This is a genomic window from Providencia hangzhouensis (assembly GCF_029193595.2).
GTDB lineage: Bacteria > Pseudomonadota > Gammaproteobacteria > Enterobacterales > Enterobacteriaceae > Providencia > Providencia hangzhouensis.
Map to the genome: position 1 here is coordinate 223033 of NZ_CP135052.1, position 21459 is coordinate 244491.

Below are 21459 nucleotides of genomic sequence, written 5' to 3' on the forward strand. Positions count from 1 at the left end.
ATGGCAAAGTTATATTGGCAGACCGTTGGTGAAGGTAAACAAGATCTTGTGTTGCTGCACGGATGGGGATTGAATGCACAAGTCTGGCAAACAATTATTCCGCGAATCGCTTCGCACTTTCGGGTTCATTTGGTTGACTTGCCGGGGTACGGACGTAGCCAAGGGTTCTCCCCCATGAATATTCAATCGATGGCGAATATTTTGTGGGAGCAAGCCCCTAAAAACGCGATTTGGCTCGGTTGGTCACTTGGTGGGCTAGTTGCAAGCCGTATTGCGCTTGACCATCCTTATGAAGTCAAAGGGTTAATTACCGTTGCTTCTTCCCCATGCTTTAAAGCAGAAGAAAACGGTTGGGCAGGGATCCGGCCAGAGGTTTTATTAGGTTTCGAGCAGCAACTTTCGGCTGATTTTCATCGCACCGTCGAGCGTTTTTTAGCATTGCAAACTTTAGGCACTGAAAGTGCAAGAAATGATGCAAAAACTTTGAAATCAGTGGTACTTGAGCAGCCTATTCCAACTGTTGAAACACTAAATGCAGGGCTTGAATCATTACGTACCGAAGATTTGCGGGATGAATTAAAACAGTTACCTATTCCTTTCTTGCGCATTTATGGTTATCTCGATGGCTTGGTACCGCGCAAAATAGTGCCTATTTTAGATGAGCTGTATCCGAATTCGCCATCCGTGATTATGCGCAATAGCGCTCACGCGCCATTTATTTCTCATCCTGATGAGTTCTGCGAATACTTGTTGGATTTTCAAAGTCGTACCGAGGAATAAATAAAAAAAATCAGCCTAACTTGGGGCTGATTTTTTGTGGTGTCTCTATTATTTGATTTTATACACAAAATGAGCGCAATCAGTGCTTTCAGGGCAACCTTTACAGCTATTGCCTGTTAAACAAGCACTGATATCGACTTGTTCAATTTTTTCTAAACTGACTAGCTTCTCAACCATTGCTTTAATTAATGGGATTGGCGTATTTAGCTGCTCACTAAGTAGTGCGATGTCAGCTTGCCCATATAAGGCGATTAAATCTCTTATTTGTAGCAAGCTGGTCATCGTTTCATTCCTTAGTGGCAAGCATCTCTTGAACAGCCAGAGCATTGCTCTGCGGTTTTGCTCTTGATATTCAAGGTTACGCGGCTACGCATGCGACGTAAGAATATAAACAAGGCAAGGTTGAACAGGATAACCGCAGTAATGGTAATCAAGCTACTTTGTGGGTGTTCGCTGAAAGTCGCTGTTTGGTAAAATAGAGCTGCAAGACTATAAGCCACATTTAAACCCCACAGAATGGAGAAACTCATCCAGCTTTTATTGGTTTCACGTGCGATAGCCCCCATCACCGAGACGCAAGGCACATACAGCAAGACGAAGATGAGGTAGCTGTAAGCTGCAATTCCTGAACCAAATTTTGCTGCCATGGTTCCCATTGAGCCGGATTCCATCTCTCCATCGCCTTTACTAGCTTCGATAGGGTTTGATAGCGCGCTTAAGGTAAAGGTTTCTTTTAAGCTATCCCAAGTTTCAGAAACCGCATCTCCCAGTTCTTCCCATAAATTGAAAGATTCTGCATCAAACGGCTCAGAAGTAATGGCTTCAGCGGTATACAGGGTGTTTAGTGTTCCCACTACCACCTCTTTGGCCATTGCCCCGGTAATCAACCCAACGGTCGCTTGCCAGTTATCAGCATGCACGCCAATAGGTTGTAAAGCAGGGGTTATGACTTTACTGACAGAAGCCAGTGCGGAGTCATTAATATTATCAACAGGCTTACCAGAGAAAGAAAAGCTATTTAATGCACCAATAAAGATACTGGCAACGATGATGACTTTACCTGCACGTACCACGAAGCCTTTGAGGCGTTGCCATGTTTGAATCAGTAGTGTTTTGATGTGTGGCACATGGTAAACCGGAAGTTCCATGATAAATGGAGAGGCTTCGCCACGCATGAGGGTATGTTTTAGTAGTAACCCAGTTAAGATAGCGACAACAATCCCTAAAATATAGAGAGAAAAGACCACACTTGCCCCATTTTTGCCAAAGAAAGCGGCAGCAAAAACGGCGAAAATGGCCAGTCTTGCACCACAAGACATAAACGGAGCCATTAATACAGTAATTAGTCTTTCACGGGGTGCGTCTAACGTGCGGGCACCCATAATGGATGGTACGTTACAACCAAAACCGACAATTAAAGGCACGAAGGATTTACCCGGTAAACCTAGTGCTTGCATGAGGCGGTCCATTACGAAAGCCGCTCGCGCCATATAACCCGAGTCTTCTAGTATTGAAAGGAACAGGTACATCATCCCGATTTGTGGCACTAACGGTAAAACCGTGTTAATACCGCCACCAACACCTTGAGCAAGGAAAATAGTTAGCCAATCAGGGAAGCTGAAATAATCACCTAGCCATTGAATTCCATGGATAAATATCGCTTCTGATGCGCCTTCAAAGAAGGGTTGTAAGGCGCCGCCAATGTTGATGGCTAAGACGAACATCAAATACATCACAAACAAGAAAATTGGTACGCCGAGCCAACGGCTCAGAATAAATTTATCCAGTGATTGTGTTAGTCGATTTGGTTCAGCGGCACTATTGTTAATCGCAGCATTGCAAATTGTGGCAATAGATTGATAACGTGCGTCGGCAATGAGTAATTCAGGTTCTTCGTTTAAGCTTTCTTTCAGTGTTTGGCGTATCGCCAGTAATTGCCCTTCAGATACTTCAGCGCGTTGGCGACTATAAATATCCCCTTCGAGGATCTGTAATGCTAACCAGCGGCGTTGCTGGTGGCTAAATTGTTGTGCTGAAATTTGTTCAGATAATGAATCCACTGCCTGTAATAATTGGGGTGGATATTCCACAAGGGCTTGCTGGCTATTTTGTGGATGTGTATCAATGGCTTTTTTCAGTTTATCGATACCAGTTGCTCGAGTTGAAACCATTGGGATCACAGGGCAGCCGAGCTGTTTTTCTAATTCAGCGATATTAATATCAATATGTTGGCTTTGAGCGATATCCAACATATTCAAGGCGACAATACATGGAACGCCTAACTCGACTAATTGTAATGTCAGATAAAGGTTACGTTCTAAATTAGACGCATCGACAACATTAATGAGCATGTCTGCCTCACCACTTAAAATAAAGTAGCAGGCGATTTGTTCGTCGAGAGAGGTTTGTTCAGAAATCGTGGTCAGAGAATAGGTGCCAGGTAGGTCAACGAGCTCGATTTTATGGTCATCTGTATGGAAGCGACCGACTTTTCGTTCAACAGTGACCCCAGCCCAGTTACCGACACGCTGTCTTGACCCTGTGAGCTGGTTGAATAAGGTCGTTTTGCCTGCATTGGGGTTACCAATTAAGCCGATGGTTAAACGTTTCATAGTGTTTGCCAATAATAAAAAAGAAATACTTAAGCGGTGGTCGCTTCATCTAGGTTGAGTAGGGCGAGATCCTTTTTGCGTAGCACTAAGCTGACACGATGAGTTTCTATTTGTACAGGATCGCCAAAAGGCGCTAAACGCACCACTTTAAAGACAGAACCCGGAAGTAAACCGAGTGAAAGCAGTTTTTGTCGGTATGCAGGACTGATTTCTGGGGAGAAACCAAGTATTTTGTAGCTGCATTGAGGAAGTATTGCCATAGTGTCTTCCTAATCATTTAATTCATAATGATATCGATGACAATTGTTAATGATTACAATTGCTCAGGTAACGAGACCACCAAACAACAATAAATCTAATTAACAATGAGAATCATAATCATCCACCTTTTATTATATTTAGCCTCTTTTTTCGTCAATTTGACTTGATATGGATCAACGAAGCATTGAGTTTGCGGTGTTTCGTTAGCAAAAATAATGGTGGGGTAAACGGGGGAGAGGGTTTAATTATGCCTAATATATTGGCTGGGGTAATTAATTACAGCATTATTTATTGAAATAGGCACCACAACAGGTACATTACGATGCCTATTAACAGAGTTAACGTTTCTTGCCAAATGCAGCAGCAAGGGCATCACTCATGGCACTATTACCTGAAGATGCGTTGTTTTGGCGTGAACTTCCTCTTGATTGAGGTGTTCTACGCGTATTTTTTTCCTGTTCAGGGGCGGCACGGCGAGGAGAACTATTAGAATCCCCCGCTTGCTCATCTAAACGCATCGTTAAAGCGATACGTTTGCGTGCAATATCAACATCTAACACTTTTACTTTAACAATGTCGCCCGCTTTCACCACCTTGTGTGGGTCTTCGACATAACTATTTGAAAGTGAAGAAATATGAACTAAGCCGTCTTGGTGAACACCAATATCCACAAAAGCGCCGAAGTTGGTCACATTAGTGACTGCGCCTTCTAATATCATGCCAGAAGTCAGGTCATTCATCGTTTCTACACCTTCTGCGAAGGTGGCAGTTTTAAACTCAGGACGTGGGTCACGACCCGGTTTTTCCAGTTCTTTAATGATATCAGTGACAGTTGGAACCCCGAATTGCTCAGTAGTAAAGTCACGTGGGCTCAAGGCATTAAGCACCTGTGAGTTACCCATAATTTCTTTGAGCGGCTGGCGGACTGACTCAAGAATTTTTTCAACAATCGGGTAAGCTTCAGGGTGAACAGTAGAAGCATCTAACGGGTTTTCACCATTGGTGATACGTAAGAAGCCCGCACATTGTTCAAAGGCTTTTGGCCCAAGGCGTGCAACTTTGAGTAACTGTTTTCTATCACTAAACTGGCCATTCTGGTCGCGCCAGTCCACCACGTTTTGCGCAATCATTTTGCTTAAACCGGCAACGCGAGTCAGTAAGGCAACAGAAGCGGTATTCAAATCAACACCAACGGAGTTTACACAGTCCTCGACGACCGCATCGAGTTTACGCGCTAACTGAGTTTGGCTAACATCATGCTGATATTGGCCAACCCCAATGGATTTAGGATCAATTTTCACTAATTCAGCAAGCGGGTCTTGTAGGCGACGAGCAATAGATACGGCACCACGTAAAGACACATCTAAGCTAGGAAACTCCAAAGCCGCAAGTTCAGAAGCGGAATAAACAGAAGCGCCAGCTTCGCTGACAATGACTTTCTGTGCAGTGACTTCAGGGTACTGTTTTTGTACTTCAGCAAAGAAACGTTCCGTTTCACGAGAAGCGGTGCCGTTACCAATCGCTACTAATTCGACGTTATGTTTTTGGCAAAGTGCCGCAACGATGGTTGCCGCTTTTGCGGCTTGTCCGGTATGCGGATAAATCGTATCCGTCGCAATTAATTTACCTGTCGCATCCACAACTGCGACTTTCACCCCAGTACGTAAACCTGGATCTAAGCCCATGGTGGCACGCATTCCCGCTGGCGCCGCCATCAGTAAGTCACTAAGGTTACGAGCAAACACGTTAATAGCTTCCTCTTCAGCTTTTTCGCGCAGTGAGCTCATGACCTCTGTTTCTAAGTGCAGTAATACTTTGACACGCCATGTCCAGCTGATCACGGCTTTACGCCATTGGTCAGCCGGAGCATTATTTAAACGAATATCTAAATGGCGGGTGATAATTTCTTCGCAGTAACTTTCTTTTGGCGGTTCATCGAACTGCGGATCACAGTTTAATGAAAGTTGTAAAATTCCTTCGTTACGACCACGGAACATCGCAAGCGCTCGGTGAGAAGGGACTTGAGCAACAGGCTCGTGATGCTCAAAATAGTCACTAAATTTTACCCCTTCTTCTTGCTTACCTTCTGCAACAACAGAAACAAGGTGGGCATTTTTCCAAATATAGTCACGAACTTTCGCTAAAAGTGCCGCATCTTCGGCGAAACGCTCCATAAGGATATAACGAGCACCATCTAAGGCGGCTTTGACATCAGCAACACCTTTATCTGCATCGATATACGTTTTTGCAAGTTCGTCAGGTGATTGGCTAGGGTCATTCCATAAGGTGTCCGCTAAAGGCTCAAGCCCTGCTTCGATAGCAATTTGCCCACGGGTGCGACGTTTCGGTTTATAAGGAAGATACAGGTCTTCAAGTTCGGTTTTATTAAGCGTAGTGTCGATAGCGGAGGCAAGCTCTGGAGTCAATTTACCTTGCTCTTCTATCGATTTGAGAATGGTTTGTTTACGGTCATTTAATTCGCGCAAGTACCCTAAACGGCTTTCTAGCTGGCGAAGCTGAGTATCGTCCAACCCACCGGTAACCTCTTTACGGTAACGTGCAATAAACGGGACAGTATTCCCTTCATCTAATAGTGTGATGGCAGAAAAAACCTGTTTCGGCTGGGCTTGCAGTTCCGCTGCAATAATTTGGCTTAGAGTTTCATTCATGTCGAGTTTAAATACCTACTGAAAGAACAGTTAAAAAATTTACTGCACTGTTATACTTGGTGGTAACGAGAATTTCCAGACTGAATTTGAGCCTATTGGTAGGAAAGTCTCAGATTATGTTCTATAAAATACTATAATTATGGTTTCACTGATTAATATTCAAAGGTTATGACTAAAAGTCTTTTAATTACACGTGAAGGTTGGGATGCATTAGATAAAGAGCTGAAATACCTGTGGAAGGAAGAACGTCCTCGGGTTACTCAATCTGTTTCAGAGGCCGCAGCTCAAGGGGATCGCTCAGAAAATGCAGAATATATTTACGGCAAAAAAAGGTTGCGCGAAATTGATAGACGCATCCGTTTCTTATCCAAAAGATTGGATCAATTAAGGATTATCGAGCCTGATCCTCGCCAAGAAGGCCGTGTGTTTTTTGGAGCATGGGTTAAACTAGAAGATGAAAATGAAAATATCAGAATATTCCGTATCGTCGGTGCTGATGAATTCAACCCTACAAAACAATGGATTTCAATTGATTCTCCCGTAGCACGAGCCTTGATAGGTAAACAGGTTGATGATGAAATAACAGTAAATACGCCAGGAGGGCAGGTGACTTATTTTGTGTTAGAAATAAGCTACCAGCCACTAACCACCTGAAGTGTAAAATGATTCATTAAATCCTACGTTAGTGGTAAATTAGTGAGCATTAATATTGTTTTACTTACATTCATTAAAAAAATAATTTGAAAGATGCACATCTTGAGGGCTACAAAATGCAGGAAAGTTATAAGGTTCTTGTCGTCGATGATGATATGCGTTTACGTGCACTGCTGGAACGTTACCTCACTGAGCAGGGTTTTCAGGTAAGGAGTGCCGCGAACGCAGAACAGATGGACAGAATCCTGACAAGAGAATCTATTCATCTGATCGTCTTAGATCTAATGCTACCGGGTGAAGATGGCTTATCAATTTGCCGTCGCTTACGTAGTCAAAATAACCCAATTCCTATTATTATGGTAACAGCGAAAGGCGAAGAAGTTGATCGCATCGTTGGCTTAGAAATCGGTGCGGACGACTATATTCCAAAACCTTTTAATCCACGGGAATTGCTAGCTCGTATTCGTGCAGTTTTACGTCGCCAAGCTAATGAATTACCGGGTGCGCCATCTCAAGATGATGCGATAATTACTTTTGGTAAATTTAAATTAAATCTTGGGACACGAGAAATGTTCCAAGGTGATGAGAATATGCCATTAACCAGCGGTGAATTCGCGGTGTTAAAAGTGTTGGTTTCTTACCCAAGGGAACCGTTATCTCGTGACAAGTTAATGAGCTTAGCGCGAGGTCGTGAATACAGTGCGATGGAACGTTCAATCGATGTTCAAATTTCACGTTTACGCCGCATGGTTGAAGAAGACCCAGCACACCCTCGTTATATCCAGACGGTTTGGGGCTTGGGCTATGTGTTTGTTCCTGATGGAAGTAAAGCATGAAGCGACTGAGGTTTTCAAGGCGTAGTACATTTTCTCGCTCGTTATTTTTATTTGTAGCCTTACTGTTTGCGAGTCTCGTGACCAGTTATATGGTCGTGTTGAATTTTGTTGTAATGCCTAGCTTACAGCAATTCAACAAGGTACTGGCATACGAAGTAAGAACATTAATGACAGAGAAAATGGTTCTACAAGATGGAACCTCAGTGCGGGTATCTCCCGCGTTGCGTAAGAAAATCTACAATGAATTAGGAATTACCTTTTATGCACATTCAGCGGCGATGGAAGAAGGACTGAATTGGGCAAAAGAGTATGATTTTCTAAGTGAACATATGTCGGAATATATTGGTGGTAAGGCGAGTGTTCACCTTGAATTAGGCCGAGAATACCCCATTCTATGGCTAACGTCTTATCTCGCACCTGATATTTGGGTGCGAGTTCCACTGACTGAAATCGGCCAAAATCAGTTCTCCCTTGTTTTTCGCTATACATTAACAATTTTTCTCACCATTTTTGCAGGGGTATGGTTGTATATACGCTACCAGAACAAGCCGTTGCTTGAATTGGAATACCACGCAGGTGAAGTCGGCAAAGGGGTAATTTTACCCCCAATGCAGGAAAAAGGCGCCACTGAGGTTAGAGCTGCTATTCGTTCTTTTAACCACATGGCTGCAGGGATTAAAACCTTAGAAAATGACCGAACTGTCTTAATGGCAGGGGTAAGTCATGACCTAAGAACTCCCTTAACCCGTATTCGTTTAGCGACAGAAATGATGAGCCCAGAAGATAGCTATCTGGCTGAATCTATTAATAAAGATATTGAAGAATGTGATGCGATCATCGGCCAATTCATGTCTTATCTGAAAACAGGTCAAGAAATGGATATGGAATTCTGTGACCTTAACGCTATTTTAATGGAAGCGGTGAACTCAGAAAGTAATGTCATCGGTGAAATTGAAACCGCACTTGAGCCTGGCTCAATGATTGTTAATGGTAACCCATTAGCAATTAAACGCGCGATTACCAATATGATTGTTAACGCTTACCGCTATGGTAATGGCTGGATCAAAGTCAGTAGTGGAAAAACGGAAGACTCCGTTTGGTTCCAAGTCGAAGATGACGGTGCAGGTATCAAAGAAGAAGACATTCATCGCCTGTTCCAGCCATTTGTACAGGGTGAAAAAGCTCGTAGCAACAAAGGCACAGGGCTAGGGCTAGCGATTATTCGTCGAATTGTTGATGCTCACGAAGGGAGCATTGAGATTCATAAAAGTGAGCGTGGCGGGTTTGCTATTAGGGCTTTGCTTCCTCTTAAAGAGAAAGAAGACTAAATACTCTTCACACTTTGCGCGGCAGCGTTGTTGGCTGCGTTCGGCTACTCGGGTCACATACTTGTGTATGCTCCCCGAGATATCCTCGCTTGCCGCCTAGCTGCAACACAAATTGTTTTGAGTATTACTTTATAGTTGCAGGATAAAAATATTTTTCGCTTTTATGACAGTCTGTCATTTTTCTTTTTGATATTAGTTTCGAAATTTTGTTTTTATAACTAATTGAATTTTAAGTTGTAAAATTGTATTTTTCTTCGTTTTTGTTTTCTCGCCAGTGAAAAAATCAGCAATTGTCATAAAACTGTCATAAAAACGACATGTTGTCGTAACTAAATTGTCCTATTTTTCCTACCGTGACATACACCCAACAATTTTATACTTGATTGTTTCTATACATCCCCGGAGGGATTATGAAAATGACGCGTACCACCTTAGCAAGCGTAATGGCAGCAACTTTATCTCTGACTGCAATGTCTTCTTTTGCTGCTACCAGCCTGACCGGAGCTGGCGCGACCTTTCCTGCTCCTGTTTATGCGAAGTGGGCAGATTCTTATCAGAAAGAAACAGGTAATAAAGTAAACTATCAGGGGATTGGTTCTTCTGGTGGTGTCAAACAAATCAATGCAAAAACAGTTGATTTCGGTGCATCTGATGCCCCATTAACTGATGAAAAATTAAAAGAAGATGGCTTGTTCCAGTTCCCAACTGTTATCGGTGGTGTGGTACTGGCTGTTAATGTAAAAGGAATTGAGTCAGGGCAACTGACTTTAGATGGCAACACATTAGGCGACATCTATTTAGGTAAAATTACCAAATGGAATGACCCAGCAATCGCTAAATTGAACCCAAATGTTAGTTTGCCAGACCAAGCTATCGCAGTTGTTAGACGTTCTGACGGTTCTGGTACCACGTTCGTATTCACCAGCTACCTTGCTAAAGTCAGTGCAAGCTGGAAATCAGACGTTGGCGCGGGTTCTACCGTTAACTGGCCGAAAAATAGCGTAGGTGGTAAAGGTAATGATGGCGTTGCAGCTTTCGTACAGCGTCTACCAGGTTCTATCGGTTATGTTGAATATGCATACGCAAAACAGAACAACCTTGCGTATACTAAATTAATCTCTGCTGATGGCGAGGCGGTTTCACCAACGGGTGAAAGTTTCAGTGCCGCAGCGAAGAAAGTTGACTGGTCTAAATCTTTTGCACAAGATTTAACAAACCGTGATGGCGCGAATGCATGGCCGATTACTTCAACCACATTTATCTTAGTTCACAAGCAGCAAGCGAATGCGGAAAAAGGCAAAGCGGTTCTTGACTTCTTCAACTGGGCTTATGATAAAGGTGGTAAACAAGCGGAAGCGTTAGATTACGCAATTTTACCTCAAGAAGTCGTGACCGCAGTACGTGCAGCATGGAAAACAGAAGTTAAAGATAGCCAAGGTAAAGCATTATTCTAGGTGAACTTAGGTTTTCTAAGTGCACTTAGGGTTGGAAATGGCGGGTAAGTGCTGAGGAACAGGGCTTACCCGCTCATCGTTGTAACGCAATCCTGTAGAAAAGAGCAGGAATGAAATGAGAACAAAGCGCATGGCCGAGAAAACAACGGCATTTAGAGCTCCCAGCAAATCAGGTGATGTGATTTTTAGTGCACTGGTAAAGATTGCCGCGCTCATCACTTTGTTAATGCTCGGAGGCATTATTATTTCCCTTATTTTTGCATCTTGGCCAAGTATGCAAAAGTTTGGGTTTTCGTTTTTGTGGACCAAAGAATGGGATGCACCGGCTGAAGAATTCGGTGCTCTTGTGCCTATTTACGGCACTATCGTTACATCGTTAATTGCTCTGATTATCGCCGTTCCTGTTAGTTTTGGTATAGCACTGTTCCTAACAGAACTGGCACCCAATTGGTTAAAACGTCCTCTTGGTATCGCGATTGAACTTCTTGCTGCTATCCCAAGTATCGTTTATGGGATGTGGGGGTTATTTGTCTTTGCTCCTCTGTTTGCAGAATATTTCCAAGAGCCAGTTGGTAATGTGATGTCGAGTGTGCCGATTGTCGGTGAATTATTTTCAGGGCCTGCATTCGGGATAGGTATTTTAGCAGCGGGGATTATCCTCGCGATTATGATTATTCCCTACATTGCGTCAGTGATGCGCGATGTATTTGAACAAACGCCTGTGATGATGAAAGAGTCAGCTTACGGCATTGGTTGTACGACATGGGAAGTGATTTGGAATATCGTGCTGCCGTATACCCGCAATGGGGTAATCGGTGGAGTGATGTTAGGCCTTGGCCGTGCATTGGGTGAAACCATGGCGGTGACGTTCGTGATTGGTAATACTTACCAACTTGATAGCGCATCACTGTTTATGCCAGGTAACAGTATCACCTCGGCACTGGCAAATGAATTTGCGGAAGCAGAGAGCGGTTTACATACCTCGGCCTTGATGGAACTTGGACTTATCCTGTTTGTTATCACTTTTATTGTGTTAGCGATTTCCAAGTTGATGGTCATGCGTCTTGCGAAGAATGAGGGCCGTTAATATGTCGATATCTCAACCTATCGCAGTGAATGAAAAAGAACGAGCACGCCGTCAAGCGTGGCGTCGTCAAGTTAACAGAATGGCTCTATTTGTCTCAATGTTAACCATGGCTTTCGGCTTGTTCTGGTTAGTGTGGATTTTGTTTTCTACAGTCACTAAAGGGATTGATGGCATGTCCCTCAATCTGTTTACTGAAATGACTCCACCACCGAATACTGAAGGTGGCGGGCTGGCAAATGCCATCGTAGGTAGTGGTTTATTAATCTTATGGGCGACAGTTATTGGTACGCCTTTAGGGATTTTAGCGGGAATTTATTTAGCAGAATATGGCCGTAAGTCATGGCTAGCTTCAGTCACCCGATTTATTAATGACATTTTATTATCAGCTCCGTCTATCGTTGTAGGGCTGTTTGTGTACACCATTGTGGTTGCTCAAATGCAGCACTTCTCGGGTTGGGCTGGGGTTGTGGCGCTTGCATTGCTGCAAATTCCAATTGTTATCCGAACCACTGAAAACATGTTGAAATTAGTTCCGGATAGCTTACGTGAAGCCGCTTATGCACTTGGCACACCAAAATGGAAAATGATTTTATCTATTACGCTAAAAGCATCTGTGTCAGGGATTATCACTGGGATCTTGCTTGCAATTGCGCGTATTGCTGGGGAAACCGCACCGCTTCTGTTTACTTCTCTGTCAAATCAGTTCTGGAGTACGGATATGAGCGAACCAATTGCTAACTTACCGGTGACAATCTTCAAATTTGCAATGAGCCCATTCTCCGAATGGCAAGAGCTTGCATGGGCAGGGGTTCTGTTAATTACCCTATGTGTCCTGCTCATTAACATCATTGCACGTGTTGTGTTCGCACAGAAAAAACACTAAGCGCCAGATAAATAAAGATTTAGAGAGAAAAGCAAACCATGATTAATGCAAACGATATTGCAAATAGTAAAATTAAAGTACGTGACCTCAACTTCTATTATGGCAAGTTTCACGCACTGAAAAATATCTCTTTAGACATTGAAAAAAATAAAGTCACTGCGTTTATCGGCCCATCAGGCTGTGGTAAATCGACGTTACTACGTACCTTCAATAAAATGTATGAATTGTATGGTGAACAGCGCGCAGAAGGTGAAATTTTACTGGATGGTCAAAATATCCTGACAGATAAACAAGATATCGCGTTATTGCGTGCGAAAGTCGGAATGGTTTTCCAAAAACCAACACCATTCCCGATGTCAATCTACGATAATATTGCATTTGGTGTGCGTTTATTTGAAAAATTATCTCGTGTAGAAATGGATGAACGTGTGCAGTGGGCGTTAACAAAGGCTGCATTATGGAATGAAACCAAAGATAAGCTACACCAAAGTGGTTATAGCTTGTCGGGTGGGCAGCAACAGCGTCTCTGTATTGCTCGTGGTATTGCTATTCGTCCAGAAGTTTTATTGTTGGATGAGCCCTGTTCTGCTCTTGACCCAATTTCAACCGGTCGAATTGAAGAACTGATTAGTGAATTAAAGTCAGAATACACCGTGGTAATTGTTACCCACAATATGCAACAAGCAGCACGCTGTTCTGACTATACGGCTTTCATGTATTTAGGGGAGTTAGTTGAGTTTAATCATACTGACAAAATGTTTACTACCCCAGAAATGAAGCAAACTGAAGATTATATTACTGGCCGCTACGGTTGATATGGAGCCGACGATGGATACGCTGAATCACAACAAACATATATCGGGGCAGTTCAATGCTGAACTGGAACATATCCATACTGAATTGATGACGATGGGGGGGCTGGTCGAAGAACAGCTTACCAAAGCCATTACGGCCATGCATAATCAGGATGAAGCCTTAGCGCGTGAAGTTATCGAAAATGACCATAAAGTCAATATGATGGAAGTGGCCATTGATGAAGAATGCGTTAAGATCATCGCGAAACGCCAACCAACGGCGAGTGATTTGCGCCTGATTATGGCAATTTCAAAAACCATTGCTGAGCTGGAAAGAATCGGCGATGTTGCAGACAAAATTTGCCAAACTGCATTGGAAAAATTCTCTCATCAACATCAGCCCCTGTTAGTGAGCTTAGAATCATTAGGCCGCCATACAGTGCAAATGCTACATGACGTATTAGATGCATTCGCACGAATGGATCTCGAAGAAGCCATTCGTATTTACCGTGAAGATGAGAAAGTTGACCAAGAGTATGAGGGCATCGTACGCCAATTGATGACCTATATGATGGAAGACCCTCGGACGATCCCAAGTGTATTAACGGCATTGTTCTGCGCACGTTCAATTGAGCGCATCGGTGACCGCTGCCAAAATATCTGTGAGTTTATTTTCTACTATGTGAAGGGGCAGGATTTCCGTCATGTGGGTGGGGATAGTCTTGAAAAGATGCTAACGAACAAATAAATGCTCGTCATATTTCGTACTGTGGCGGTGTTGGCTTCGCTCGGCTACTCGGGTCACATACTGGTGTATGCTCCCCGAGATATCCTTGCTTGCCGCCTAGCCACAATACGAACTATTTAGAGCATAAACGCTGGTCATATTTCGTGCTGTGGCGGTGTTGGCTTCGCTCGGTGATTCGGGGCACATACTGATGTATGCTCCCCGAAATATCCTAGCTTGGTGCCTAGCCACAATACGAACTATTTAGAGCATAAACGCTGGTCATATTTCGTGCTGTGGCGGTGTTGGCTTCGCTCGGCGATTCGGGGCACATACTGATGTATGCTCCCCGAAATATCCTAGCTTGGTGCCTAGCCGCAATACGAACTATTTAGAGTATTGATACGTTTGAACAGTTATTTCTTTAATGACTATTGGCGTATATTTTCAGGTACAAAGCATCTAAAAATTTAGCTTAAGATTTTTATACCGACTTTCTTCTTGCTCAATAAGAGTCTATTGATGGTTTAACCATGTTGGGGCCTTTGTACAAAGCTTGCCCCTTTTTTGTGTGGTTTTATATTCTATTTTGTTATAAATATATTATTTAATATTATTTCAAGTGCTAAGCAATAGTTGATAGCTTGTGATGGTCGATTTACAAAAATTTACCGTCAGGGGTGTTCAATGAAAGCTCGTATTCTAACGACTGTTTTACTTACAGGTTTAGCGCTGACAGCGAATGTCGCTAGCGCAGATAAATTAGATGATATCAAACAAGCGGGTGTGATCCGCATTTCAGTATTTGATAGTAACCCACCATTTGGTTTTATTGACCCACAAACTAAAAAATTAGCGGGTTATGATGTTGATATTGCGCAAGAAATTGCAGATGGCCTAGGGGTAAAACTTGAGCTTCGTCCAACTAATCCAGCAAATCGCATTCCACTTCTAACTTCAGGAAAAGTTGACTTGATTGGTGCTAACTTCACCATTACAGATGAACGCGCAAAACAAGTTGATTTCTCAATTCCTGATTTTGCGACAGGCCAAAAATTTATTGCCCGTAAAGGCGTATTAAAAACACCTGACGACATCAAACCACTGCGTATTGGCGCAGACAAAGGTACTGTGCAGGAAGTGACTTTGCGTGAGCGGTTCCCTGAGACTAAAGTGATTTCTTATGACGATACCCCACAAGCTTTCGCTGCACTGCGTAATGGTAACGTCCAAGCTATCACACAAGATGATGCAAAACTGGTGGGCTTATTAGGTAATTTACCTGAAAAAGTGAAAGCAGATTTTGAGATTTCCCCATTTAGCCTGACGAAAGAATACCAAGCATTGGCAGCAAGCAAAGGTGAAACGCGTTTGGTTGAAAACGTCAACGAAACACTGTTGAAACTGGAGAAAGACGGTAAAGCCGAGGTGATCTATAACCGTTGGTTTGGGCCAGATACCAAAGCCGCACAGCCACGCGGAGACTTTAAATTCGCACCACTGAGTGAGCAACAGCCACAGTCTTAATGGGGAACGGTAAGTACTCAGTGATTTGAAGCCCCGCACTCTGTGTGGGGTTCTTGGTTATAAGGGATGAGTTTTTAATCACAAGCTGTGAAGGCAATAGGTCGTGAACAATGTTTGAAAAATTTTTAAATGGTGATTTTTGGTCTGCCCATTTCTTGGCACCGCAGTATTTAGAATGGTTTGGCTACGGCTTTTTGATCACTATTTGGATCTCGATTTGTACCATTGTTGCAGCCACTGTATTGGGTTTTATAGTTGCATCAGCAAAGGATAGCCAAATTGCTCTTGTGCGTTGGGCTGTGAGTATCTACATCTCTATTTTCAGAAATACGCCTTTGTTGGTGCAGTTATTCTTTTGGTATTTCGCTTCTGGTGAAATTTTACCCTCTGCTGTAATGGAATGGCTCAATACTCCCCATGAAGTCCATTTACTTGGAATCACAGTGGGTTGGCCGTCATTTGAATTTTTAGCCGGTTTTATTGGTTTGACCCTTTATACCGTGCCGTTTATCGCTGAAGAAATTCGTGCTGGGATCCGTGGCGTTCGTCAGGGGCAAAAATATGCGGCGTTTGCTTTAGGGCTAACCTCATGGCAGGCCATGAAATTGGTGGTATTACCGCAAGCCGTTAAAATCGCGATGCCTCCACTACTGGGCCAATATATGAATGTGGTAAAAAATTCATCATTAACGATGGCGATAGGCGTCGCAGAACTGTCTTATGTCTCCCGCCAGGTTGATAGCCAGACACTGCAAACCTTTGCTGCATTTGGTGTGGCAACCGTTTTGTATATTGCCATTATTGCGGTAATGGAAGGTTGGGGCCAGTGGCGTCAACAGCGTAATTTGGCTCAGGGGGTATAAGATGGATTTTTCGATTATTGAGCAGAATTGGCAATATTTATTGTTTGGTACTTTTCCGGATGGGCCACTTGAAGGCGCTGCACTGACGTTAGTCATTAGTTTACTTGCCGGTGCGGCTTCTATTGTATTAGGAACATTGGGCGGAATAGCTTTAGCCATGCTGCGGGGCTTCTGGGTTAACCTATTTGCTGCGATTTTAGGTTTCTTCCGTGCAATTCCGGTCATTATGTTAATTTTTTGGACCTATTTTCTGTTGCCAATCTTATTGGGTATGGAAATTCCGGGTATTGCAACAGTCGTCTGTGCATTGGCATTAATTACTTCTGCATATTTGGCTCATGCCGTGAAAGCTGGCATTTTAGCGATAGGAGCAGGGCAGTGGCAGGCAGGATTATCCTTGGGGTTTAGCCGCTGGCAGGTATTGTGGAATGTCGTATTGCCACAGGCCTTACGTATGATGGTTCCTTCATTTATTAACCAGTGGGTAGCATTAATTAAAGATACCTCATTAGCCTATGTTGTTGGTGTTGCGGAGCTTTCTTTTTTAGCAACCCAAGTGAATAACCGTGAAATGGTTTATCCTCTCGAAGTTTTCTTATTCGTAGCATTTATTTATTTTGTGATGTGTTTTGCGGTAGAAATTATTGCGAATAGGGTGGCGACAAAGTTGAGTGCGCAACATCAACCTCAAAAAATGGCTGCGAAACATCGTTTATTGTTTTGGCGCCGACAAAAACTGTTAGCACTTTCCTAAATTAAAAGTGGTGGTGAAATATCCACCATTTCCTCACTCCACTATTTTGGTTTATTTTTATTATTTCATCTTGGCGTATCAGTTAGTTAGGACATTTTTGCCCCTTATAGTTTACGCAATCGTTTTCTTTTGTGATTTTTAATTGTAGTATAGGGCGAAAAAAACTTTTTTTGGGCGCAATATCTAATGAGTAATCAATCTTCTAGCTCGGCACAACCGCAGGGCTTGTTTCAGCGTGTTTTTAAATTGCAAGAGCACGGCACGACAGCACGGACAGAAGTTGTTGCAGGCTTCACCACCTTCCTAACGATGGTATATATCGTTTTTGTTAACCCTCAAATTCTCTCAGTTGCAGGCATGGATATCAAAGCTGTATTTGTCACCACCTGTTTGATTGCGGCTATTGGTAGTATTTTGATGGGGCTGTTGGCAAATTTACCGATTGCAGTAGCACCTGCTATGGGGCTGAATGCTTTTTTTGCTTTCGTTGTAGTTGGCGCGATGGGCTATTCATGGCAAGTTGCAATGGGGGCCGTATTTTGGGGGGCAGTCGGGTTATTTATTCTGACATTATTCCGTATCCGTTATTGGATTATCGCCAATATCCCGCTTAGTCTTCGCGTCGGGATCACCAGTGGTATCGGCCTATTTATTGCGATGATGGGGCTGAAAAACTCCGGTATCATTGTCGCTAACCCAGACACGTTAGTCTCTATCGGTAATTTGACTCACCATAATGTTTGGCTGGGAGCCCTCGGGTTCTTTATTATTGCAATCTTAGCGGCTCGTAATATTCATGCCGCGGTATTAGTTTCTATTGCAGTGACCACCTTGATTGGTTTGGCTTTGGGGGATGTGAAATATTCTGGAATATTCTCAATGCCGCCAAGTGTCACGAGTGTCGTCGGGCAGGTTGATTTCGCTGGCTCTTTAGACTTAGCGTTATCCGGTGTGATTTTTGCCTTTATGTTAGTAAACCTGTTTGACTCATCAGGCACCATGATAGGTGTGACTGACAAAGCTGGTATCACAAATGAACGCGGAACTTTCCCACGGATGAAGCAAGCGTTATATGTGGACAGCTTGAGCTCTGTTGCAGGTTCAGCGATGGGGACATCTTCTGTCACCGCCTATATTGAAAGTTCTTCTGGTGTTTCTGTTGGTGGGCGTACAGGTTTAACTGCGATTGTCGTTGGTATTCTATTTCTATTGACCATGTTTATCTCACCTCTTGCCGGTATGGTTCCTGCTTATGCAACTGCGGGTGCCTTGATTTACGTGGGCGTGTTGATGACTTCAAGTTTAACCCGCGTGAAATGGGATGACTTAACTGAGTCTGTACCCGCATTTATTACCGCAGTGATGATGCCATTTAGCTTCTCAATCACAGAAGGTATCGCACTAGGCTTTATTGCGTACTGTGCAATGAAAATTGGTACAGGCCGCTGGCGTGATTTGGGGCTGTGTGTGATTTTAGTGGCGGCGATGTTTCTACTAAAAATGGTGCTCGTCGACGCCTGATATTCGTCATACTTCAAGCTGTGGCGTTGTTGTCTTCTCTCGGCTACTCGGGTCACATACTTATGTATGCTCCCCGAGATAACCTCGATTGACGCCTAGCCACAACTTGAATTATTTAGAATATTGCTCAAGATGACTCTCTATTTTCTGTCCTCTAACGGTACAGCTATTTAGAGTATTGGAACGTTTAGTGTATTGGCGAAGTGATCATTTTCTGTAGGTAAAGCTATTTAGAAGATTAATCCCCCCTCATACGGCTCTTCCTTTTTGTTGCTTGCATGCAACACAAATTATTTAAGGTATAATCATTAAAGTACTATTGCGAAGGCAGGGTGGAGTAAAAAATCCGCCAAAATTGCAAACTAGTGCTTTCCCCCTTTATGGGATCCTGCTAGATTTCGCAGCAGAAACTGACTTTATCAAGGTATCAGACCATGAATGCACCAAAAAAACCGGCTGCTAAGCCAAAGAAAAAATACCGTAAAACTAAAGAAGAGATAAATGCGGAAGGCCGTGAGCGTAAGCGCGAGAAAAAACATCGTGGTCATAAATCTGGTAGCCGTAACCAAGAATCTGCTTCTAACAATGCTAAAGGTGGGATATCTACCACCACAGACCCGCGTATTGGTAGCAAAAAACCGATTCCATTAGTTGTGGATGATAACAAACCTGTAGCGCGTCCAGTGGTGAAAGAGATGCCAGTCGCTAAAGAAAAATTGACGCCAGAAAAAGAGTTGGAAATGCTAGAAAGCGATGACCGCCTAGATAGCATTTTGGCGCGTCTGGAGGATGGCGAAACTATCACTGCGCAAGAACAGCAGTATGTTGATACCTGTTTAGACCGTATTGATGAACTGATGAATATTCTCGGTATTGAATATAGCGAAGAAGAAGAGGAAGAAGACGAAGAAAAACTTGATGACATTATGCGCATCTTAAAAAGTAAATAATTTCGTTTAAAAGATCCCTCGCGCTAGCGGGGGATTTGGCTATTTTTTCTGCTAACTCACTTTTCTTTGATGTTGAATCAAGTCTCTTTTCTCTAACATATTTATACTGGTCATATTCAAAGCTGCAGCGTTGTTGACTATGTTCATTCGCACGAGTCTCATACTTATGTATACTCCTAGCGACTCATTCACTTGTCGCCTAGCTGCAACTCGAAATATTTAGAGTCTATAATGCTTATGCAGGTTATAAAATTTTCACTCTCATCGAATAACAAATTAAATAGAGTGAAGTCATCGTTATAGTTTGAGCTTTTGGTCAATTGAGGAATGTTATGTCAGAGCAAAATATTGTTTGGGATCTTTCTCTCATTCAAAAATACAATTATTCAGGGCCTCGTTATACCTCGTATCCCACAGCCTTGGAATTCAATCAAGATTATGATGAGAATGCGTTTGTTCAAGCAACACAACGTTATCCTGATCGACCTTTATCGCTCTATGTCCATATCCCTTTTTGCCATAAACTTTGTTATTTCTGTGGCTGTAATAAATTAGTGACACGCCAAAAACATAAAGCCGATGAATATCTTAAAGTAATTGAAAAAGAAATTATTCAGCGCGCAGCTTTATTAAAAGGTCGTATTGTGACCCAGATGCATTGGGGTGGTGGTACTCCGACTTACCTCGATAAAGCTCAAGTCAGCCATTTGGTTGGTTTATTGAAAAAGCATTTTCATTTTGCGGATGATGTTGAAATGTCCATCGAAGTCGACCCGCGTGAAATTGAACTGGATATGATAGATCATCTGCGCCATGAAGGGTTTAACCGCTTAAGCATGGGAGTTCAGGATTTTAATAAAGAAGTTCAGGTGCTGGTTAACCGTGAACAGGACGAAGAATTTATTTTTGCCCTAATTAAACGAGCCAAAGAAACGGGTTTTACCTCAACGAGTATTGATTTGATTTATGGTTTACCTAAACAAACTCCTGAGAGCTTTGCATTTACCTTAAAGAAAGTGGCTGAATTATCACCAGATCGCTTAAGTGTGTTTAATTACGCGCATTTGCCTAATTTATTTGCGGCGCAGCGTAAAATTAAAGATGCTGATTTACCAAGTGCAGAGCAAAAACTCGATATTCTGCAAGACACAATCGCAACCCTCACCAGAGATGGCTATCAATTTATTGGTATGGACCACTTTGCTCGCCCTGAAGATGAGCTCGCTGTGGCCCAACGAGAAGGGGTTTTACACCGTAATTTCCAAGGTTATACGACTCAAGGCGACTGTGATTTATTAGGATTAGGCGTTTCTGCGATCAGTATGTTAGGCGATAACTACGCGCAAAATCAGAAAGATTTGAAAACCTATTATGCGCAAGTTGAAGAGCAAGGCCAAGCGCTGTGGCGAGGTCTCGTCTTAACCGATGATGATTGCTTGCGCCGTGATGTTATTAAAACCTTAATCTGTAACTTCCAATTGGATTTTGCACAAATTGAAGCAATCTATCCAATTGACTTTAAATCTTATTTTAAAGAGGATTTAGAGCTATTGAAGCCAATGGCAGAAGATGGATTAGTCGAAATGACAGACAAAGGAATTAAAGTTACGCCGCAAGGGCGTTTACTTATTCGTAATATTTGTATGTGTTTTGATGTTTACTTACGTAGTCAGATGAGGCAGCGGCAGTTTTCCCGCGTTATCTAAATGCTCTTCATATTTCGCGCAATAGCTGCGTTGGCCTTATTCGGCTACTCGGG

At 42.9% G+C, this 21459-nt stretch carries 19 protein-coding genes; 15 read left to right on the forward strand and 4 right to left on the reverse strand.

Going from position 1 to position 21459, the window contains the following annotated elements; genetic code table 11:
- Nucleotides 1-780 (forward strand): pimeloyl-ACP methyl ester esterase BioH, encoded by a 780-nt coding sequence (bioH, locus tag PZ638_RS00990; RefSeq protein ID WP_036958605.1) that lies wholly within the window; start codon nt 1-3, stop codon nt 778-780.
- A gap of 48 nt (nt 781-828) precedes the next feature.
- Here bioH and PZ638_RS00995 read toward each other — a convergent pair whose 3' ends face one another.
- The 4 genes from PZ638_RS00995 to PZ638_RS01010 form a co-directional block, all read right to left on the reverse strand.
- Nucleotides 829-1062, reverse strand: a complete 234-nt coding sequence (locus PZ638_RS00995; protein WP_180312293.1) for a FeoC-like transcriptional regulator — start codon at nt 1060-1062, stop codon at nt 829-831.
- An 11-nt stretch (nt 1063-1073) separates the two neighbouring features.
- Nucleotides 1074-3392 (reverse strand): Fe(2+) transporter permease subunit FeoB, encoded by a 2319-nt coding sequence (feoB, locus tag PZ638_RS01000; protein WP_004262869.1) that lies wholly within the window; start codon nt 3390-3392, stop codon nt 1074-1076.
- 29 nt (nt 3393-3421) lie between these two features.
- The gene (gene feoA / locus PZ638_RS01005; RefSeq protein WP_004262866.1) at nt 3422-3652 is read right to left on the reverse strand and encodes a ferrous iron transporter A; all 231 of its coding nucleotides are present in this window, start codon (nt 3650-3652) and stop codon (nt 3422-3424) included.
- A 339-nt stretch (nt 3653-3991) separates the two neighbouring features.
- Nucleotides 3992-6322: a Tex family protein gene (locus tag PZ638_RS01010; RefSeq protein WP_196732173.1), complete on the reverse strand. Its 2331-nt coding sequence runs from the start codon at nt 6320-6322 to the stop codon at nt 3992-3994.
- Between the two features lie 168 nt (nt 6323-6490).
- Between PZ638_RS01010 and greB the strand changes: the two genes are divergently transcribed.
- From greB to hemN, 14 genes are all read left to right on the forward strand, one after another.
- Nucleotides 6491-6976: a transcription elongation factor GreB gene (gene greB / locus PZ638_RS01015; protein ID WP_004262861.1), complete on the forward strand. Its 486-nt coding sequence runs from the start codon at nt 6491-6493 to the stop codon at nt 6974-6976.
- 116 nt (nt 6977-7092) lie between these two features.
- Nucleotides 7093-7812 (forward strand): osmolarity response regulator transcription factor OmpR, encoded by a 720-nt coding sequence (gene ompR / locus PZ638_RS01020; RefSeq protein WP_004266122.1) that lies wholly within the window; start codon nt 7093-7095, stop codon nt 7810-7812.
- Complete coding sequence (gene envZ, locus PZ638_RS01025; RefSeq protein ID WP_036958604.1) at nt 7809-9140, forward strand: two-component system sensor histidine kinase EnvZ; 1332 nt, start codon at nt 7809-7811, stop codon at nt 9138-9140. Before ompR ends, envZ begins: the two co-directional genes overlap by 4 nt.
- Before the next feature lie 410 nt (nt 9141-9550).
- Entirely contained in the window at nt 9551-10594 is a 1044-nt protein-coding gene (pstS, locus tag PZ638_RS01030; protein WP_004262850.1) for a phosphate ABC transporter substrate-binding protein PstS, read from the forward strand.
- A gap of 130 nt (nt 10595-10724) precedes the next feature.
- Entirely contained in the window at nt 10725-11681 is a 957-nt protein-coding gene (gene pstC / locus PZ638_RS01035; protein WP_004262847.1) for a phosphate ABC transporter permease PstC, read from the forward strand.
- Between the two features lies 1 nt (nt 11682).
- Nucleotides 11683-12564 carry a phosphate ABC transporter permease PstA gene (gene pstA / locus PZ638_RS01040; RefSeq protein ID WP_036958603.1) on the forward strand — a complete coding sequence of 294 codons (882 nt, stop codon included), beginning with the start codon at nt 11683-11685 and terminating at the stop codon, nt 12562-12564.
- 38 nt (nt 12565-12602) lie between these two features.
- The gene (pstB, locus tag PZ638_RS01045) at nt 12603-13379 is read left to right on the forward strand and encodes a phosphate ABC transporter ATP-binding protein PstB (RefSeq protein WP_004262838.1); all 777 of its coding nucleotides are present in this window, start codon (nt 12603-12605) and stop codon (nt 13377-13379) included.
- A gap of 13 nt (nt 13380-13392) precedes the next feature.
- On the forward strand, nt 13393-14106 hold the full coding sequence (gene phoU, locus PZ638_RS01050; protein WP_036958602.1) for a phosphate signaling complex protein PhoU: 714 nt from the start codon (nt 13393-13395) through the stop codon (nt 14104-14106).
- Between the two features lie 666 nt (nt 14107-14772).
- On the forward strand, nt 14773-15612 hold the full coding sequence (locus tag PZ638_RS01055; RefSeq protein ID WP_112307979.1) for an ABC transporter substrate-binding protein: 840 nt from the start codon (nt 14773-14775) through the stop codon (nt 15610-15612).
- Nucleotides 15613-15722: 110 nt separating this feature from the next.
- Complete coding sequence (locus tag PZ638_RS01060; RefSeq protein WP_144138718.1) at nt 15723-16475, forward strand: amino acid ABC transporter permease; 753 nt, start codon at nt 15723-15725, stop codon at nt 16473-16475.
- A gap of 1 nt (nt 16476) precedes the next feature.
- Complete coding sequence (locus PZ638_RS01065; RefSeq protein WP_144138721.1) at nt 16477-17229, forward strand: amino acid ABC transporter permease; 753 nt, start codon at nt 16477-16479, stop codon at nt 17227-17229.
- Between the two features lie 186 nt (nt 17230-17415).
- On the forward strand, nt 17416-18750 hold the full coding sequence (locus PZ638_RS01070) for an NCS2 family permease (protein WP_112307978.1): 1335 nt from the start codon (nt 17416-17418) through the stop codon (nt 18748-18750).
- Between the two features lie 434 nt (nt 18751-19184).
- Nucleotides 19185-19700, forward strand: a complete 516-nt coding sequence (gene yihI / locus PZ638_RS01075) for a Der GTPase-activating protein YihI (RefSeq protein ID WP_153673258.1) — start codon at nt 19185-19187, stop codon at nt 19698-19700.
- A gap of 332 nt (nt 19701-20032) precedes the next feature.
- A complete protein-coding gene (hemN, locus tag PZ638_RS01080; RefSeq protein WP_004262801.1) occupies nt 20033-21406 on the forward strand; it encodes an oxygen-independent coproporphyrinogen III oxidase in 1374 nt (457 codons plus the stop codon).
- Nucleotides 21407-21459: the final 53 nt, after the last annotated feature.

Bases quoted from the DNA above. Each gene is read 5' to 3' on its own strand.
- bioH (WP_036958605.1), top strand. From the start codon at position 1: ATGGCAAAGTTATATTGGCAGACCGTTGGTGAAGGTAAACAAGATCTT.
- PZ638_RS00995 (WP_180312293.1), bottom strand. From the start codon at position 1,062: ATGACCAGCTTGCTACAAATAAGAGATTTAATCGCCTTATATGGGCAA.
- feoB (WP_004262869.1), bottom strand. From the start codon at position 3,392: ATGAAACGTTTAACCATCGGCTTAATTGGTAACCCCAATGCAGGCAAA.
- feoA (WP_004262866.1), bottom strand. From the start codon at position 3,652: ATGGCAATACTTCCTCAATGCAGCTACAAAATACTTGGTTTCTCCCCA.
- PZ638_RS01010 (WP_196732173.1), bottom strand. From the start codon at position 6,322: ATGAATGAAACTCTAAGCCAAATTATTGCAGCGGAACTGCAAGCCCAG.
- greB (WP_004262861.1), top strand. From the start codon at position 6,491: ATGACTAAAAGTCTTTTAATTACACGTGAAGGTTGGGATGCATTAGAT.
- ompR (WP_004266122.1), top strand. From the start codon at position 7,093: ATGCAGGAAAGTTATAAGGTTCTTGTCGTCGATGATGATATGCGTTTA.
- envZ (WP_036958604.1), top strand. From the start codon at position 7,809: ATGAAGCGACTGAGGTTTTCAAGGCGTAGTACATTTTCTCGCTCGTTA.
- pstS (WP_004262850.1), top strand. From the start codon at position 9,551: ATGAAAATGACGCGTACCACCTTAGCAAGCGTAATGGCAGCAACTTTA.
- pstC (WP_004262847.1), top strand. From the start codon at position 10,725: ATGGCCGAGAAAACAACGGCATTTAGAGCTCCCAGCAAATCAGGTGAT.
- pstA (WP_036958603.1), top strand. From the start codon at position 11,683: ATGTCGATATCTCAACCTATCGCAGTGAATGAAAAAGAACGAGCACGC.
- pstB (WP_004262838.1), top strand. From the start codon at position 12,603: ATGATTAATGCAAACGATATTGCAAATAGTAAAATTAAAGTACGTGAC.
- phoU (WP_036958602.1), top strand. From the start codon at position 13,393: ATGGATACGCTGAATCACAACAAACATATATCGGGGCAGTTCAATGCT.
- PZ638_RS01055 (WP_112307979.1), top strand. From the start codon at position 14,773: ATGAAAGCTCGTATTCTAACGACTGTTTTACTTACAGGTTTAGCGCTG.
- PZ638_RS01060 (WP_144138718.1), top strand. From the start codon at position 15,723: ATGTTTGAAAAATTTTTAAATGGTGATTTTTGGTCTGCCCATTTCTTG.
- PZ638_RS01065 (WP_144138721.1), top strand. From the start codon at position 16,477: ATGGATTTTTCGATTATTGAGCAGAATTGGCAATATTTATTGTTTGGT.
- PZ638_RS01070 (WP_112307978.1), top strand. From the start codon at position 17,416: ATGAGTAATCAATCTTCTAGCTCGGCACAACCGCAGGGCTTGTTTCAG.
- yihI (WP_153673258.1), top strand. From the start codon at position 19,185: ATGAATGCACCAAAAAAACCGGCTGCTAAGCCAAAGAAAAAATACCGT.
- hemN (WP_004262801.1), top strand. From the start codon at position 20,033: ATGTCAGAGCAAAATATTGTTTGGGATCTTTCTCTCATTCAAAAATAC.